Raw genomic sequence first — 16,774 nt, 5'->3', positions numbered from 1 at the left:
CTGACGATACAAAAATTTATTATTTTTTATTGTCCTCTTGACAGGTAGCACACCACTCTTCTCTTACAACCGGTCTTTTATTACTCTGTTCCAGATAATGCCAGAACAGTCCCTTTCGTAGCACGGACAGAAAGATCGGATATTTTTCCAGTGTCCTGTCTACCGCCTTCTGCAGGATCTCCTGCTGTATATCCTCTTTCAATTCACAGTAGAACCGGAATACACGGGTATCCCTTTTACTGCTCGCCGCCGGAAAAAGCTTCGCTGCATTGTCCAGCCTTCTCCAGTGCTTTACATTTGTCTGCGGCATTTTCTATTCCCCCTCCAGAAAATGATTGATATATTCAAAACTTTCCTGTACATGCAGACTCCGGATTCCCAGTGCAAAATATCCGTGAAGTGCATCCTTGATCCGGTGTACTTCCACCCGGTTACCTGCCTCTGCAAGACGTCTTCCATACGCTTCTCCCTCATCCCGGAGCGGATCAAATTCTGACGTCAGGATCAGTGTATCCGGCTGCTCTGACAGATCTTTCTCCAGAATCGGTGCAAAATATGGATTTAACTTGTCCTCTTCCGAACCTGCATAAAGATTGATATAATCTTTTAATTTGCCTGCCGTCAGAAGATAATCCTGCCCATTCTCCCTTACGGAAGAGAACAGACTCTTCTCTGAATAATCATTATTGACTGCCGGATAGATCAGAATCTGTCTCTTTGGCATAAATTCGCCACGGTCCCGTGCCATAATGGACAATGCTGCCGCCAGATTGCCACCTGCACTGTCTCCAATCAGAGTAATATCCTCCGGCATTGTATCTGGATGCGTATACAATGCTCTTGCCACGGCATAGCAGTCCATAAGCCCGGTCGGGAACTTGTGTTCCGGCGCCAGGCGGTATTCTACTGCTGCTACAGTCTGCCCTGTCGCCTGTGCCATCCGGGAACATACTCTCTCATAATTTTCCACATGCTCAGTCGACCATCCTCCTCCATGAAGGAAAAGCATGATCTTTCTTCCCTTGATCTGATCCTTTTCCAGATAAGATTCCTCGTCCGGGAAAAATACCCGGATCGGAACTTCGTAGTCCCCGTTATAGACCTGCAGATCCATTTTCTTATAAAATATTTTCATCGGATCCAGTCTTTTCAGATCCGCAAGCTGCCTTGATACTTCTACATCAATCCCTCCAAAAGACAGGATTTTCAGGATTGCTTTTGTTGCTATATTGATCGCCATATTATTTTTTCTGTCCTCATTTTTTTCACACAGATTTATTCTACCATAGAATGGTGTCCCCTACCACTCTTTCTCTTGCCATCTTTGCTACATTAACCCATTTTCAGGTTTCACAATCATCTCATAATTTATTTGACACAGACTGTCAAAACAGTTACCATACACTTATACACAAGGAGGGTGTATTTGTTTTATGAATAATAAGAAAAATATAGACGACTATTTTGATGATAACTTTGAAGTAACTTATACAGGCGATCTCCCGTCGATCCCTGTGGGGCAGGATGATTATGACGACCGGTATGACGGCACAGACTACCTTGACGATTATGAAACTGATGACTACTACGATGAAACAGACAGGCTTGCTCCTGATTATGACGATGATTATGAAGAAGAGGATTTTTATGACCGCCAAAGGCCCGCCAGACGGGCAGAACGGAGAAATTCCCGCAGACGTCCCGATTCCTCTTCCGAAGAACTGGCTGCTCCAATTCGGAATATTGCCCGCACCGGAAGTACTGCTGCCGAAAAGCTGACTAATTTTATTCTTCGCCCGACACCGGTACTGATGTCCGCCATCATCCTGGCGATTACCTTTTTCTCGTTCTGGAACCAGATGTCTGATTATGGTGATGTCAAGACGCTAAGCTCCAATCCCGATCTTACACTGGTTGCATACCTGGCTGTCGGAGGGGTTATGCTGATCTGGATGCTGTCAACATTCTTTTTCACATTAAGTGGTATCTGGCACGGAAATGGACGAGGGCTTACCTACTTTGTTCTGGTATATATTCTTTCCTACCTGTTCAGCCTTGCGGCAAATGCAATTCCTGCGGATGTCGAACTGCTTACCGGTATCCGGGGCGGCATCCTGGTATTTGGTTCTCTTTACCCGGCATATTTTCCATTCTGCGTGGTGGGAATTATTACTTGTATTTTGCGGAAAGTTTTGAAGTAAAACATTCCTCATACTAAGGCATATGCCTTAGGGCATCCTCATATGGTGTTTTTGCTTTATAAGTAAACAACAACTAATTACATGCGAAAAAAAGAGTAAGTCAAATCACTCATCCTTCTGATTTGGCTTACTCTTTTCCTACTTACTTCTGTTTCATTCCCGATGTGTTTTCCAGCTTTTGTACTATTTTTTCTATATCATATTCCGGTGCATAGGTTTTGGCAATATCATAGATTCTCTGTATCGTCAAGACATCCTCTTCCAGAAAGTCTGCAATTTCCTCTGCTGACATCCCTTTTTGCAATTTTTTTATAACAATTGAAACTAATGCTTCCCTGTACCCTTCTTTACGCCCTTCTTTACGTCCTTCTTTACGTCCTTCTTCACGTCCTTCTTTACGTCCTTCTTCACGACCTTCTCGCATCCCAATTATTTTTGCACTTTTCATAAACGAATTATGATCCCACAAAATTTTTTGTCTTTCTTCGTATTCTCTTCTTTTTCTTTCATCTGCACTCATCTTCTCCAGACATTCATAAGCTTCTTTAATATATTCATTTTGCTCTGCCATCTTTGCAAAATCCTTTCTGTTCTTTCCGCTCATAAATCGCATCCACTGGATGATCCCAGTTTCATTCTGACTTTCCGGTGGCAACTTTTTTAATTCCAGAATATGAATCTGCAGCAAGTCCGTCAGCACTTCTCCAGTCTCTTTATCACAGAACATTCCCGCATGATAACATCTGATATCATTTTCAAAGAAATTAAAGTCCAAAATTCCAACATGAATGCACGGTTTAATTCTATCATAAGTATCCCCTGTTTTCATTTGATCTGTTACCATCTTTGACAGATAATAAAAGCTCCTCTGAAACCAGAATTCAAATGGCACCACTTGCATTTCCAAATCCATCTGCTCTCCATTTTTCAAGAGAACTCTTACATCCAGAATCCCGTATTTATCTTCCGGATATTCTTTTCTTAAAATTGTTGGCATCAACTTTGTTTTCTGAATTTCTTCTGGATCTTTCTTTAGAATTGCCGCAATCAATCCCTGTCTTACTTTTGCATTCTCCATTAATTCTTTGAAGCAGAAATCTACCGTTGGATGCATTATAAAGCTATCCTGATTTTCTGTTAATTGTTTCTTTTCTTCTGTCATATGATTCCCCTTTCTGCATTGTAAAAATATAGAAAGGAAAATCTGACTTTTCTACTATAAATATTTTAACATACTGTCATCCTTTGTAAAGGCAAACTCCCATACTTCTATATTTTCTTTTGCTTTGTTCATTGTCGGGAGTTTACTCGAAAATTGAGCACCGAAAATGAGATACCTTCTGATTATGGTTAATTAGATACTTTTTCGATTTTAGAACTAAATCGAAGTAAAATAACTCTATCACATTTTCCTGAAATCTTATACCCTGCATAACATTTTCGAGCACTTTCGTTGCATTTCAATCATCAGACCATTTTATATACATATTCAAAAAAATCCCATACTCCATGTACAAATCACATGAAATACAGGATCTTTTTATTCATCTAACTAGAATTTGATTACGCCAAGGATGATTCCTGAGATCAGGCAGACAATACTTACGCCCCAGATCCAGAAGAAACTGTTCTTGATGTGGTCTTTGATCTCCACACCTGCAAGACCGGTTCCAAGGAAAGTAGCCGGAACAACCGGGCTGATGAATGTTGCACAATTACGGCAAACAACCATTGCAATGGCGATATGTGCCGGATTCACACCGAATTCGTTTCCGATTCCGATCAGTACCGGAAGCATTCCAAAGAAGAAGGAATCCGTATCGAACATCAGTGTAAGCGGTACAGATACCAGACCTACGATAAGCGGTAAAAATCTTCCCATAGACTGTGGAACTACACTTGCAAGTACATTTGCCATGTGCGTCATGATCTCTGTTTCCTGCATAACCCCAAGGAATACACCTGCACAAAGAATCGTAGATGCCATGGTAAGTGCCGGGCCTGCATGAGATTTAATGATCTTACCCTGCAATTTTGCACCTGGATAGTTTACAAAAAGAGCCACTGCACATCCTACCATAAAGATATAGTAAGACGGTACCTTTGCAAGAACCAGGTTTACGATCACTACCAGTGTTACGATCACGTTGAATACAAAGAGTTTCGGTCTTGCAAGTTCATTCTTTTCACTATCTGTTACAGCTTCATCTTCAATTCCGCCATACTCGATTTTTTCTGCTGAAGAAGTGCCTGCGCCTCTCTTCTTTTCGATATTTCCCCAGATAAATGCAGTTCCGAGTGCAATGAAAATACCTACAACCTGCATTGGAATGATCTGTTTCCACAGGGCATTCGGTTCAATTCCGAGAACAGTAGCCGCACGCATTGTCGGTCCGCCCCATGGCAGAAGGTTCATAACACCCATTGCAGATACGCAGATGAGCATCAGAGTTGTCGGTCTCATATTCAGACGTTTGTACACCGGGAGCATTGCCGGAATCGTGATCAGGAATGTGGAAGCTCCACCTCCGTCCAGATGTCCGATCATCGCAATGATACAGGTCATCATTGCCACGCCAACTACATTACTTCCAACCTTCTTCATCAATGCATTGATGATCTTATCGAACATTCCTACATCTGTCATAATTCCAAAGAAGAGTACTGAGAAGATAAACAACGCCGCAGTACCATGTACTCCGGACACACCGGCTGAAATAAATTCCCCCATTTCTTTGATCGTAAATGTTCCGGTCGCTACAAGGATCGCACCTGTTACAGTGGATACACTGACAAACGCAAGTGCCGGTACCGTTACATTTCTTAAAAGCAACGCAATCACTACAATGATCGTTGCAAATCCCAATAAGGCAAGCATCGCTTCACTCATGGCTTTTTCTCCTTCCTTTTGTACGGGTACTTTTTCGTACCATTTATTTGATGATTCCATTATAAAAACCCAACCTTACACTCTTACGAATTCCTCCTTACATTTTGTTAAGGTAAATCTTTAAAAGTATTAAGGTTGGGTTTGTCGTGTCTTACATCTTACATGGAATCCTTTGCCCGGTTTCGGATTGCCTCAAGAATCGCAGTATCAGACACCGGTTTCTCCACATAACCATCGATGATTCCTTTTTGCTTTGCTTCTACTGCCTCCCGGCTCAGTCCGTCTGTAATGATAAATTTCATCATATCCGGATATTTTCCTGCCAGTGACATACAAAAATCAACACCGCTGCAGTCTTCAAGTGTCTCATCCACCACAAGAACGTCCATCTCCTGTTCTCGCAGACACTGCTGCAGTTCTTCTTTTTTCATACAAGTACGGATCTGGATTCCGATTTTTTCAAAATTCTTTTTTAAAAGCTGCAATACTTTCGCATTATCATCCGCCACAACAATATGGTATTCCTTGCCGGACACATTCTGTGCGATCTGCGGCGTATGATCCATATCAAGTATCGGAAGGTAAATATGAAAAGTACTTCCTTTTCCCTTTTCACTTTCCGCGTACAGATAGCCTTTGTGGGAAGAGATGATCTGTTCTGCAAGTGCAAGGCCAAGTCCGGTTCCTTCCCCACCTTTCTTTGTTGTGAAGAAAGGATCAAATATATGGCGGAGGGTTTCTTTATCCATACCACATCCATTATCTTTGACAAGAATGTGAATATAACTTTCCCACGCATCGGAGAGCTTTCGCGCAGCCTTCGTATCCATTTTCGCTTTTGTTTCTTTTCTACATACCACAAGGATCACTCCCTGTTCTTTTCCGATGGCATGGACCGCATTTACACAGATATTAAGCAGCACCTGATTCAACTGGGTTGCATTTCCTAAAATACTCTCCGTCTCAATCTGGATATCACTTTCCAGCTGAACCTGTGGAGTACAGATCGACTCGATCATTTTCAGTGCACGCGTCATCATTTTTTTCATCGGAATACTTTTATATACCGTCTCCACATTTTTCCGGCTCAGCGATGAAATCTGCCGGACAACATCTTTTGCCTTTTCGGAAGCATCGTATATTTCCTTCGCGCTGTCCTGTTCCTCCGAACCTTCCGGAAGTTCCATCATAAGAAGTTCCGCATATCCCATGATCGGTGTTAGAAAGTTGTTAAATTCATGGGCTATTCCGCCGGTCATGGTTCCCATGATCTGCAGTCTCTGCTGGTGTGCAATGTTCTCCTCACTGCGATGCATTTTTTCCAGCTGCTCGTTTAATTCTTTCAAATCATCGATTTCTCTTACCGCTCTTCGTATATCCTTCATCACTCGCCAGAGTATGAAAACCAAAGCACCGGCTGATAACAAGATTCCGACAAAAACGAATATCATTTTCAGAAATCCTTCTGCGATAGGCTCATAAAGATCATCATAATCAATTACCGCGCTGACACTCCAGAAACTATCCTGCATCTTTACCGGTGAATAAGCACTTATTTTCCGCACTCTCGGCTGTTCCGGATCGGTCCACCAATAAGAATAATAGTCGGAAATGCCTTCTTTCCCGCTATTTTGTCCCTCCACCATCTGTTTCAGGCTTGCATAATCCAGATCCGGGTACATCTCCATTCTTCCTTCGATGACCTTTATTCCCCACTGTTTTTTATCCGGATGCATGATAATGGTGCCATCCGCATTTTTTACAACAATATAACCATTCGTTCCGATACGGATGCCGGAGATCAGCTTCTGATAATATTTTTCTGCATCAATCATCAGACAGATTTTCCCGCCTGTTTTTAAATCTCTTTTATACACATTATAGATTTTTCCGGAAGAATCTTTTTCCATGTAAACACTGTTTTTCTCAGAACATTGGGTAAGAAGTTCACTACTTTTCATTTCCACATCCCTGACATACTTTGTGATCTTTCCGTCCTGATCTTCCAGATAAAGATTCGCGATCATACTATTCTGCGTGGAAATGTATTCTTTATAAATGTTCTCTGCATCTTCTGCTTCCCGTTCTTCTGTTATATCTGCCAGAAATTCCAGGTTATCTTCATATTCCCTTGCGGCTACCGACATATTTTCACTTAAGATCCTGGTTGTCAGAAGCAATTGCTCTTCCTGGTTTTCCATAAGTGTATCGCGGTATTTTTTCCAGACTCCGAACCCCGCTAATACAAATACTACGATCAGAAAAAGCGGAATCACGGCAATCCATGTTTTTTTATTTTTTTTCATATTCCCTTATCCTTGCCTGGTAATCGATTGACTTGTTCTCTTTCTAATATTATAATGTTTTTTATAAGTTGTATAGAATTTTATTGAAATTTTTACTTTTGGGAGGTTGCCTCAATGGCTGACAAAATACTGATCGTAGACGATGATCCGGCAATCTGTAAGCTGCTGGAAAAAGTAATGCACAGCAATGAGTTGGAAACAACAACAGTAAACTGTGGCATGGATGCTCTGTCCATCCTTAAAAATCATACATTTGACCTGATCCTTATGGATATTATGCTGGGAGATATGGAAGGATTTGAGGTCATCAAACGGCTTCGCAATCAGGGGATCAGTACCCCGGTTATGATCGTCAGCGGACGTAACGAGGACTATGATTCCCTGTACGGACTTTCCCTTGGCGCGGATGATTATATCACCAAGCCGTTCCGGCCGCTTGTACTTGGTGCCAAAGTAAAAGCACTGATCCGCCGCAACAAGAATCTGGTACTCGACAATTCCGATACTCTGGAATGCGGTCCATTCAGCTATGATACCACAACCATGCGTTTTTACAAAAATGACGAAGAGCTGATCCTTTCTTCCAAGGAGTCTGCACTTCTTCTGCTTTTTATGAAGCATCCGCAGCAGGTTTTCACCAAGGACATGATCTATGAGCATGTCTGGGGCAATACGGTTGCCGTTGATGACAATGCGATCATGGTCTATATCAACCGGCTTCGTGGTAAGATTGAGGACGACAGACAGAATCCGGCGCATATCCTGACGATTCGCGGACTGGGATACCGTTTTGTTCCGTAAACGACCTTTTCATCAGGAGGAAGCTCCATTCGGAACCTTCTCCTAATAAAAAAGAATGTGCCTCGGCACATTCTCGCGCCGAGCGCGGTCGCTTGCGACATTCTTCATCTTCGTGCGAGTGCGCATCTCCGGCACGCAGTGCCTTTTATTTCATAGGAAGTTCCTTTGGAATTTCCTATGAAATAAAAAGATGACTTTTCACCCGCTCATTTGTGAAAAGTCATCTTTTTTATTCCTCACCAGTCTGGTGCAGTCCATATTCATGGCAGAAAATTTGATTCCCGTTCTCAGTTATTATACGCTCTATTTTACAACCGGAAAGAGGTTCAGGACTGTCCCGTTCTCGTTTGGAATTTTATTGCACAGCATCGCAAGAAACAGTGAGGTGGCAAGAAGATCGGCACACCCACCCGCGCTGATACCACGCTTTATATAATCCGCATCCATGCGGATCAGTTTGTCTAACGCATCTTCTGAGTAGGCTCCGCCTTCCTCCAGAAACTGCATCGCTTCCATCTGGACCTGATAAAGGACCGATGGATTCTTTCTCGATAAAATGTTGGAATCCTGCACCCGGCTCATTAGTGCAAAAAGGATCTGTAATTTGATCCGGTTCCACTCCATTCCCCGCAAAAGTCCATCCTCCAGTACCGGAAGCGCAATATGAAAAACAGATGGGTATCCGGCAAGTGCTTCCCCGCGAATCCCTGTTGTCCCGTATTGTACGAGATTTTTTTCACCGTTACTTTTTGCAGGTTCCTTTCCCAGCATCTCGATTTCGGCTCTCAAGATCCGGGCAGTCATCTTCTGCTCCATCCGAAGGATCGATTGTAAAGTAACGGTTCCGTCTTCCCGGATACATCTTCCCGCTGCCGCGCTGAATATTCCAAGGGTAAAAATCATCCCTTTATGTGTATTCACATGCCCGGTTGCCCGGTACATGGCTTCCTCCGCAAGCATTCCGGTCTTACGGATTTCGCGGAAAAGATCTTCCGGCGTACAGGTCAGCTGGTATCCCTGGTATGCCATTCTCACAAACCACGGATACAATGCCTCTGCACTTTTTTCAAAGGTCTGCACATCCATATCTGTGTGGGCACCACAGGAATATGGATCTACAAGCCCGGGCTTTGGAACCGTATAGACTTCCTCAAGCAGTGCCTGATACGCCATCCGGCCAATCGATTCTGCAAGGTATTCTGCTCTCTCCACTGCCTGATTCTTTCCCATACGGTTCTCCTTTTATATCCAATTACCAATAACCTGTAAGTTTTCCGATCAGAATTTAATCATCAAATTCAAACGGCTTGATCTGACGGACAACATCCATGATAGTACCGTCACGGCTTTCAATGACACCAACAACACGGTCTCCAAACTGTACCTTCTGTGGTTCCCCTGCGATAGAGTAAGCGATATCACGTAACTCTTCAATAGTCTTGAACGGAAGATCGACATCTTTCATTGCTTCGATCAGATCCTGTCTCTTCGGGTTGATCGCAATACCGTAATCTGTGATAACAACATCTACGCTTTCACCAGGTGTTGTAACAGTTGTTACATCTGTACAGATTGCCGGTGTTCTTCCCTGAAGAAGTGGTGCGATAACGATGGCACATTTTGCTCCGGCTGCTGTATCCGGATGTCCACCCTGTGCTCCTGTGATCATACCGTTGGAATCTACGACAACGTTACAGTTGAAGTGTACGTCAACTTCCAGAGCTGCAAGGATTACGAAGTCCAGTTTATTTACAACTGCACCCTTGTTGAACGGGTTCGCATACTCGCCTGCACTGATACGGAAGTGATGCAGATCTTTTACTGATTCTACAGCTGCAAGGTCGAAGTCCTGTGTATCCAGAAGTGCGTCTACCTGACCATTGATCAGAAGGTCACACATCGGCTTTGTAAGACCACCTACACCAAAACGCATACGGATATTTCTTTCTTTCATTACCTTTGCAAGTGAAATGGTGGATGCAATAGAAGCTCCGCCGACACCTGTCTGGTAAGAAAATCCGTCTTTGAAATATGGTGTATTTACAACAAACTGTGTACAGTAATCAGCCATCATCAGCTTTCTCATATCTGTGGTCGGTTTTGCCGCACCTGTTGCGATCTTCTTCGGATCACCGATCTGGTCAACTTCTACAACATAGTCCACTTTTGTCATGGAAATATGTGCCGGGAAGTTCGGGAACGGAACCATGCAGTCTGTGATTGCTACCATTTTGTTTGCATGGAATGCATCTGACATTGCGTAAGAAAGTACACCACAGTCAGATTTTCCACCGATACCACGGCAGTTACCGTATTCATCACAGGTCGGAGTTCCGATGAATGCGATATCGATCTGAGTTTCACCTGTTACCAGGGCACGTACACGTCCACCGTGTGAACGCATGATCGCAAGACCTTTTAATTTACCATTGGAAATGGCTTCTCCGATCTTTCCACGTACACCGGATGACTGGATGTTGGTGATCGTTCCATCTTCAATATATTCTACCAGAGGATCATGTGCTTTTCCAAGGGAACTTGCGCAAATGGTAATGTCTTTGATTCCCATATCATGGATTTCTTTCATTACCATATTTACAACGTAGTCACCTTCACGGAAATGGTGATGGAAGCTGACTGTCATACCGTCTTTGATTCCACATTTTACAAGGACATCATGGATGCTGTCTACCATCTTGCTTCCGTTGGAATTGATGACACATTCTACTTCCGGTCCGTGTTTTTTATAGACATGTCCGTCAAAATGATGCACACCCTGAAATACTTCTTTTCCTGTTACTTTTAAAATCTCTTCCGGGATATCTCTACCTACTGCGTTAATCATCTTATAAATCCCCCTTATACACACCTGAAGCTTTTGCAAGCTCGATTGTTCTCTTTGCTCCGTCATAGAAAGCGATATCGATCATCTTACCATCTACTGTAAATACACCGATTCCCTGTGCTTTCTTTGTATCAATTTCGCGGACAACTTTTTCTGCAAAAATGATATCTTTCTGTTTTGGTGTAAAGATCTCATGTACAATGTTGATCTGTCTTGGGTTGATGATGGATTTTCCATCAAATCCCATCAGGTGGATATTCTCAACATCCTGACGGAAACCATCCATATCATCAAGGTCTGTGTATACGGTATCAAAGCACTGTACACCAGCTGCTCTTGCTGCGATCACCATGTTCTGTCTTGCTCCCATGAGCTCGATTCCGGTTCCGGTGATGTGTGTCTGAAGGTCTTTGGTATAATCTCCACCAGAAAGGGCAATACCGAAAAGTCTTTCGGAAGATTCGCAAATGTCAAGTGCGCGCATGACACCACGTGCAGACTCGATCGCTGCCATGATCAGAACACTTCCTTCTTCACGTCCGAAATCTTTTTCAGCCTGGATAACTTCAGCTTCTACGACTTTTACATCCTGTGCGGACTCTGTCTTTGGAATACGGATTGCATCGCATCCACCTGCGACTGCACAGCGGATATCTTCTTTCCAGTAAGGTGTATCCAGTCCGTTGATTCTGACAACACGTTCGCATCCTCTATAGTTAATGGTCTTAAGTGCATGATAAAGAGAAAATCTTGCTGCATCTTTCTGGTTCTCTGCAACAGCATCTTCCAGGTCAAGCATGATAGAATCCGGTTTGTAAATATAAGGATCCTTGATCAGTCCCGGTTTCTGTGCATTTAAAAACATCATGGTTCTTCTAAGTCTTTTTTTATTCGGATTCATTATCTGATCGCACCTCCCCACGGTAAGTCTTCAATCTGTCCGATTGAACGATAAACAGCTGCTTCGATTCTTGCCTTGATTGTGCAGTCAAGCGCTCCTTTATCTACGATTGTAAGCTTTACATTATCGATTCCCAGATTATCAAGTGTCTCATAAGCGACCTTTCTGATCTGATTTCCATACTGATTGATTACCGCGCTTTCCAGTGAAAAATCAACTTTTCCTTCTCCGGCTTCTACTGTTACCTGGCAGTCACTGGATTCTAATGTTCCTGCAATTGCAGGTTTTTTGATTTCCATTCGTGCTTCCTCCTTAACATCCTTTTGCATTTGTATTTGCTTCGTTGTGTTTATCATAGGGCTCTTACCTTACAGGAACGTGAATAGTTTTCTTAATATTTGTTAAGATTCGCATATTTTTGCTGTTACAACCGGTCTTTCCAGTGCCTGTGAATTCATATTTACCCAGCGTTTCATATATATCCTGTCTTCTTTCCATTCAAAAGACACATGATCAAAAAAAGCCATCTCCGGATAACGCCATTCCATCATCAGCACATTTTCTGATTTCCAGTAAGCGCATGCGGCAATTTTCATTTCATCCATTTCATACTGATGATGCAGATATCCACCTGTCATAGAGGTTTTCCCATGGATCCAACAGTCAAGTCCTGCTTCTACAAAATGTGTTCCCCTGTTATCTTTCATCCAGAATGTTACTTTATCTTCTGAAAATTCCAGACCTGTTTTTTCTATTTTATCTTCATTCTCAAAAGGTTCCATTTCTATTTTCCGATTTCCTGAAATCAGTCTGTTACTGACGGATCTGTTTTTGTTTTCCAGAGACATTCTGAGTCCTTTATTTTTTAATACTTTCCACATCTTTTCAGAGAGATTTCTTTCTTCTTTCATCGGATTCAGAATTTCTTTTTGAATCAGTTCCGTCTCCAGGTAATTACTGTCTGCCGTAGTGATAGCAATTACCATATTTTGTTCCGGAACAATCGCACAGGTCTGTCCAAACATTCCATCTGCACACCAGATATCTCCTGTATGCGTCCAGTGAAAATTATATTCTTTTTCTCCTTCTTTTCTTGGCTGTGGATCTTTTTTGCCTAGTGCGAGATCCACCCACTCAGGATTTAACAACTGTTTTTCATCCCATTTCCCATGACTCAGATACAGTAACCCAAACCGGGCAATTCCTTCTACCGTAATGCTCACACCATTTCCACCTGAACAGATTCCTTCCGGACTTTCTCCCCAGCTAAACTTCTCCAGACCAATATACGGTGCCAGTTCTTCTTCGATCAATTGATGGCATGTTTTTCCTGTAACACGCTGTACGATCGCTGACGTAATATAGGAATTCCCACTTGAATACATAAATTCACTTCCTGGCTCCTTTACAAACGGTACTTTAAAATATGCATCCAGCCAGCTGGTCTTTAATGGTCTCCATTCATTTCCACCTATACTTCTTTCCTGTCCACTACGCATCGTAAGCAAATTCCGTATTGTAAGCTTCTGAAGATATTCATTTGCTCCCTCCCGATATTCCGGAAAATAATCAAGTACCTTATCCTCCAATTTTATAAGTCCTTTTGTATAAGCAATTCCTGCCGCTGTATTTGTAAAACATTTTGTAAAAGAATGTACAATATGCGGAATTTCTTTACGATACGGTTCGTTATATGCTTCAAATATTACTTTATTGTTTTTCAAGATCATAATTCCATGGATCTCTGCTTCTCTTTTTTCCATCTCATTCAGAAAATTAATAATATACTCTGATGATACACCTTCATCTTCCGGTGTTGAATAGGTTAATTCTGTGTTCATACTGTCACCTCATCTATCTTTATTTTAAACTGGAAACGGGGGACAGAATTTTGTCCCCCTTTGTTATACCTAACTCTTTTCTGTCTTTTAAAAGAACGGGAATACCAATGGAAGAATTCCTACACAGCATATAAAGCTGATAATAACCAATGGCCATCCAAATTTTGCAAAGTCAGTAAATTTTAAGTTTGTAAAAATCATTAATGTCTGATTTGTTCCTGATGCGATTGGTGTCAGGAAAGAACATCCTGCTCCGATTGCAATTGCAAGAACAATTGCCTGTGGGTTTGCTCCCATTGATTCTGCAATAGAGATTCCAATCGGGGCAAGTACTCCTGCTGTTGCCATATTATTCATAAACTGTGTTGCAATTGCTGACCCAAGGAACAGTACAGCTGTAATCAGATACAAATTATGTGTATCTCCAAGAATGCTCAGCACAATGGATCCAAACACCTCTCCAAGTCCACTGTTTTTCATAACTGCAATGATCAAATTGATACCTGCACAGAAAAGTACCATATCTACACCAAATGAAGTGATTACTTCTTTTGGTTTTACAACGGTTGTAAGAACCGAAATCGCAATCAGTGCATATCCAATAAAGTTCGGATTCACTGTAATATCTGTAAGTGAATCCAAAATCAGAGCAAGTACAAACAGAAGGAAACTGATTCCTACAACCATCTGTTTCTTTTTCATCTCAGGTGTAATTTCTGTAGCTGCCTCTATCTCTGAATTACTTGGCACTGTTTCCTCATAAGACGGGCACCAGCGGTTCATCATGATCATATAGATTCCACCCAGAATAAAAATCGGGATACCTACCCATGCAAAATCAAACATGCCAAAAAGAGAAAGCCCGGCTTCTTCAAGTGCCGTATTTGCATAAATATTTGTCGGTGTTCCAATCAGTGTACAAGCTCCACCTAAAGTACTTGCATAGATTACGAATAAAATCATTTTGGAATGACTGATCTTATTTTTCTTGGCAATACTGAAAATCACTGGTAAAAATGCCATTGCAACATAACTGTTCTGCAGAACGAATGATACCAGTCCTGATGCCAGATATAGAATTGCAAAAATTAACATTTCTTTTTTCTTTCCACTTACATTACCAGTTAATTTATCTAAAGCATTTCCCATTACAATATCAAGCCCTGTTGCAGCAATCATTCCTGAGAACATACATATAATTGCCATCAAATGAAAACTTGAACTGCTTAACACGGCATATACACCATCCGCATCCATTGTTCCTGTAAATACAACGATCGGTGCCATGATCAAAAAACAAAACCAGTTTGGTAATTTGGGCGTTGCAAGAACTGCAACGAAAACTATAAATGTCAGGATCGCTCCTATTGTAGCCATACTCATCTTTCTTTTCCTCCGTATCCATATACAATAAGCTTTTCGGAGTGCGCTTTTCCAAAAACTCTCATTCTTCTCTTATATGATGTTTACCGGCTCATCACGTTAATCTTATTATAATTGTCTGTTGCTTTTTTCACCAATGCCAAAAGAAAATAGGGGTATAGTTTCATGCTATGCCCCTATTTCTCCATTTATTATTTTCTCTTTCAAAACAGATATACAGTACTTTTCCTGTCTGGAAAGGATTTTATTTTTCAAATAAATAATACCTGTTTTCGTCTTTTTTACCTTGTTTTTTCCAATGCAAAAAAAATCAATATCTTTTGTATTTGTTATGTATGGAAGAAATACTTCTGATATAAAACAGAATCCCATTCCTCGCTCCAAGGTCTGCATTGCAAGCATCGAACTGTTTACGATCATCTTTGGCTTCAATTCTTTTCCATATTCTTCAAATATCTGATCGATCTCTTGTCTGACATAACAGGAATTGTCCTGGATAATAAACTCATTCGGCATCATCGAAATATCCATCCATGGATATTTTTCACCTTCTCTTTTTTCTGCTTTCTGAAGCATCATATACTTCTTTGGAACTGCAAGTAACATATAATCTTCTACAATAAAATCAAATACGATAGAAGAATCCTTTTCACTCAGATCCGGCCCTATTGCCAAGTCATAGGTCCTGTTTTTTAAGCCTGTCAGGATTTCCTTAGCCATGACATTTGAAAATGTTGCTTTACACCCGATGTATTTTTTACTGATCTTCTCCTGAACTTCCATTGCCAGCAAAAGGCTGGCACTTAAAGACATACATATGTGTATTTCCTGTTCTTCTGATAGTTGAAGTTCCTTTAGTCTATGTTCCATTGTGCTGTTTAAACGTTTGATTTCTTTTCCATACTCAACATAAATTTTGCCAGCCTCTGTCAGACTGATTCCATTCGATTTCCGCTCGAAAAGTAAAATTCCAAGTTCCTGTTCCAGACTGGATATAAATCTGCTGAGTGATGGTTGTGAAATATATAAAAGTTCAGCGGCTTTTGAAATACTTTTGCATTCTGCAACCGCTAAAACATAGGTAAACGATTTTAAATCATCCATTTTTATCCTCCCGTGATCTCAGTAAACAGATTGTAAGCTTTTATATTTTAAAAGCGCAAGATTAGTACAACTTATCGAAATTTCTTTGATTTCAGGGCATGCTAAATGGGCTACTGGAATTCGGATTATACTAAAAAGCTCTTAATTCTCTTGAACCCCGGTTTCAAATATGCTACAGTGAACTACTCGGCAACTAAGTTACCAGAGCATCTGAATTCTGGCGGGATACCGCCTTTTTTCAGGGTGCGTCCATGACACCAATACTGCTTACCTTTCGGCTATGCAGCTACTTTTATTATTTCTGGATTTTTTAGTCCAGTTATGGACAGTTTCTTCTGCTTTCCGGATACGGAAAGATATTTCCGCAGGATATTGAAGGCGCCTACTGCATCTGCATTAAATCTTTCTCCATTGGTTATATACATGCCCCGCTCTTTTCGATTTGACGCTTCTGCATATCTTTTTGATACTTCTGGTGATAACGGGCTGCACTGGCTTGTAT

General features: G+C 41.5%; 13 protein-coding genes and 2 pseudogenes. 2 read left to right on the top strand and 13 right to left on the bottom strand.

Annotated elements, in window-relative coordinates; genetic code table 11:
* Positions 1 to 40: 40 nt before the first annotated feature.
* Together G4407_RS15335 and G4407_RS15330 are read right to left on the bottom strand one after the other, a co-directional pair.
* Positions 41 to 310: pseudogene (locus tag G4407_RS15335) on the bottom strand (DUF6320 domain-containing protein); the annotation flags it as partial.
* 3 nt (positions 311 to 313) lie between these two features.
* The gene (locus G4407_RS15330; protein WP_173689574.1) at positions 314 to 1,240 is read right to left on the bottom strand and encodes an alpha/beta hydrolase; all 927 of its coding nucleotides are present in this window, start codon (positions 1,238 to 1,240) and stop codon (positions 314 to 316) included.
* A gap of 193 nt (positions 1,241 to 1,433) precedes the next feature.
* On the opposite strand from G4407_RS15330, the gene G4407_RS15325 reads away from it, so the two are divergent.
* Complete coding sequence (locus G4407_RS15325) at positions 1,434 to 2,201, top strand: hypothetical protein (protein ID WP_173689573.1); 768 nt, start codon at positions 1,434 to 1,436, stop codon at positions 2,199 to 2,201.
* A gap of 142 nt (positions 2,202 to 2,343) precedes the next feature.
* Here G4407_RS15325 and G4407_RS15320 read toward each other — a convergent pair whose 3' ends face one another.
* The 3 genes from G4407_RS15320 to G4407_RS15310 all read right to left on the bottom strand — a co-directional run bounded on the left by G4407_RS15320 (position 2,344) and on the right by G4407_RS15310 (position 7,397).
* Positions 2,344 to 3,363, bottom strand: coding sequence for an Rpn family recombination-promoting nuclease/putative transposase (locus tag G4407_RS15320; RefSeq protein WP_173689572.1), 1,020 nt, complete (start codon positions 3,361 to 3,363; stop codon positions 2,344 to 2,346).
* A 390-nt stretch (positions 3,364 to 3,753) separates the two neighbouring features.
* Positions 3,754 to 5,091 (bottom strand): CitMHS family transporter, encoded by a 1,338-nt coding sequence (locus G4407_RS15315; protein WP_173689571.1) that lies wholly within the window; start codon positions 5,089 to 5,091, stop codon positions 3,754 to 3,756.
* A 158-nt stretch (positions 5,092 to 5,249) separates the two neighbouring features.
* Entirely contained in the window at positions 5,250 to 7,397 is a 2,148-nt protein-coding gene (locus tag G4407_RS15310; protein ID WP_173689570.1) for an ATP-binding protein, read from the bottom strand.
* Positions 7,398 to 7,511: 114 nt separating this feature from the next.
* Here G4407_RS15310 and G4407_RS15305 point away from each other — a divergent pair, with 114 nt between their 5' ends.
* The gene (locus tag G4407_RS15305) at positions 7,512 to 8,198 is read left to right on the top strand and encodes a response regulator transcription factor (protein ID WP_173689569.1); all 687 of its coding nucleotides are present in this window, start codon (positions 7,512 to 7,514) and stop codon (positions 8,196 to 8,198) included.
* A gap of 303 nt (positions 8,199 to 8,501) precedes the next feature.
* Here G4407_RS15305 and citG read toward each other — a convergent pair whose 3' ends face one another.
* The 8 genes and pseudogenes from citG to G4407_RS16450 all read right to left on the bottom strand — a co-directional run.
* Positions 8,502 to 9,428 carry a triphosphoribosyl-dephospho-CoA synthase CitG gene (citG, locus tag G4407_RS15300; RefSeq protein WP_173689568.1) on the bottom strand — a complete coding sequence of 309 codons (927 nt, stop codon included), beginning with the start codon at positions 9,426 to 9,428 and terminating at the stop codon, positions 8,502 to 8,504.
* A 55-nt stretch (positions 9,429 to 9,483) separates the two neighbouring features.
* Complete coding sequence (citF, locus tag G4407_RS15295) at positions 9,484 to 11,043, bottom strand: citrate lyase subunit alpha (RefSeq protein WP_173689567.1); 1,560 nt, start codon at positions 11,041 to 11,043, stop codon at positions 9,484 to 9,486.
* Position 11,044: 1 nt separating this feature from the next.
* On the bottom strand, positions 11,045 to 11,944 hold the full coding sequence (locus G4407_RS15290) for an aldolase/citrate lyase family protein (RefSeq protein ID WP_173686733.1): 900 nt from the start codon (positions 11,942 to 11,944) through the stop codon (positions 11,045 to 11,047).
* A complete protein-coding gene (gene citD / locus G4407_RS15285) occupies positions 11,944 to 12,243 on the bottom strand; it encodes a citrate lyase acyl carrier protein (RefSeq protein ID WP_173689566.1) in 300 nt (99 codons plus the stop codon). Before citD ends, G4407_RS15290 begins: the two co-directional genes overlap by 1 nt.
* Before the next feature lie 102 nt (positions 12,244 to 12,345).
* Positions 12,346 to 13,785, bottom strand: coding sequence for a serine hydrolase domain-containing protein (locus G4407_RS15280; RefSeq protein WP_173689565.1), 1,440 nt, complete (start codon positions 13,783 to 13,785; stop codon positions 12,346 to 12,348).
* An 87-nt stretch (positions 13,786 to 13,872) separates the two neighbouring features.
* Positions 13,873 to 15,168: an SLC13 family permease gene (locus tag G4407_RS15275; protein ID WP_173689564.1), complete on the bottom strand. Its 1,296-nt coding sequence runs from the start codon at positions 15,166 to 15,168 to the stop codon at positions 13,873 to 13,875.
* A 168-nt stretch (positions 15,169 to 15,336) separates the two neighbouring features.
* A complete protein-coding gene (locus G4407_RS15270; protein ID WP_173689563.1) occupies positions 15,337 to 16,272 on the bottom strand; it encodes a LysR family transcriptional regulator in 936 nt (311 codons plus the stop codon).
* A 278-nt stretch (positions 16,273 to 16,550) separates the two neighbouring features.
* Positions 16,551 to 16,774, bottom strand: a pseudogene (locus G4407_RS16450) (RNA-guided endonuclease InsQ/TnpB family protein); the annotation flags it as partial.

Source organism: Allocoprococcus comes, from assembly GCF_013300725.1.
GTDB lineage: Bacteria > Bacillota > Clostridia > Lachnospirales > Lachnospiraceae > Allocoprococcus > Allocoprococcus comes_A.
The sequence above is the reverse complement of the archived record's forward strand: the minus strand, read 5'-3'. Positions and strand labels throughout refer to the sequence as shown.

Excerpts from the sequence above, each read along its gene's own strand:
- G4407_RS15330 (WP_173689574.1), bottom strand. The coding sequence starts at position 1,240 with ATGGCGATCAATATAGCAACAAAAGCAATCCTGAAAATCCTGTCTTTT.
- G4407_RS15325 (WP_173689573.1), top strand. The coding sequence starts at position 1,434 with ATGAATAATAAGAAAAATATAGACGACTATTTTGATGATAACTTTGAA.
- G4407_RS15320 (WP_173689572.1), bottom strand. The coding sequence starts at position 3,363 with ATGACAGAAGAAAAGAAACAATTAACAGAAAATCAGGATAGCTTTATA.
- G4407_RS15315 (WP_173689571.1), bottom strand. The coding sequence starts at position 5,091 with ATGAGTGAAGCGATGCTTGCCTTATTGGGATTTGCAACGATCATTGTA.
- G4407_RS15310 (WP_173689570.1), bottom strand. The coding sequence starts at position 7,397 with ATGAAAAAAAATAAAAAAACATGGATTGCCGTGATTCCGCTTTTTCTG.
- G4407_RS15305 (WP_173689569.1), top strand. The coding sequence starts at position 7,512 with ATGGCTGACAAAATACTGATCGTAGACGATGATCCGGCAATCTGTAAG.
- citG (WP_173689568.1), bottom strand. The coding sequence starts at position 9,428 with ATGGGAAAGAATCAGGCAGTGGAGAGAGCAGAATACCTTGCAGAATCG.
- citF (WP_173689567.1), bottom strand. The coding sequence starts at position 11,043 with ATGATTAACGCAGTAGGTAGAGATATCCCGGAAGAGATTTTAAAAGTA.
- G4407_RS15290 (WP_173686733.1), bottom strand. The coding sequence starts at position 11,944 with ATGAATCCGAATAAAAAAAGACTTAGAAGAACCATGATGTTTTTAAAT.
- citD (WP_173689566.1), bottom strand. The coding sequence starts at position 12,243 with ATGGAAATCAAAAAACCTGCAATTGCAGGAACATTAGAATCCAGTGAC.
- G4407_RS15280 (WP_173689565.1), bottom strand. The coding sequence starts at position 13,785 with ATGAACACAGAATTAACCTATTCAACACCGGAAGATGAAGGTGTATCA.
- G4407_RS15275 (WP_173689564.1), bottom strand. The coding sequence starts at position 15,168 with ATGAGTATGGCTACAATAGGAGCGATCCTGACATTTATAGTTTTCGTT.
- G4407_RS15270 (WP_173689563.1), bottom strand. The coding sequence starts at position 16,272 with ATGGATGATTTAAAATCGTTTACCTATGTTTTAGCGGTTGCAGAATGC.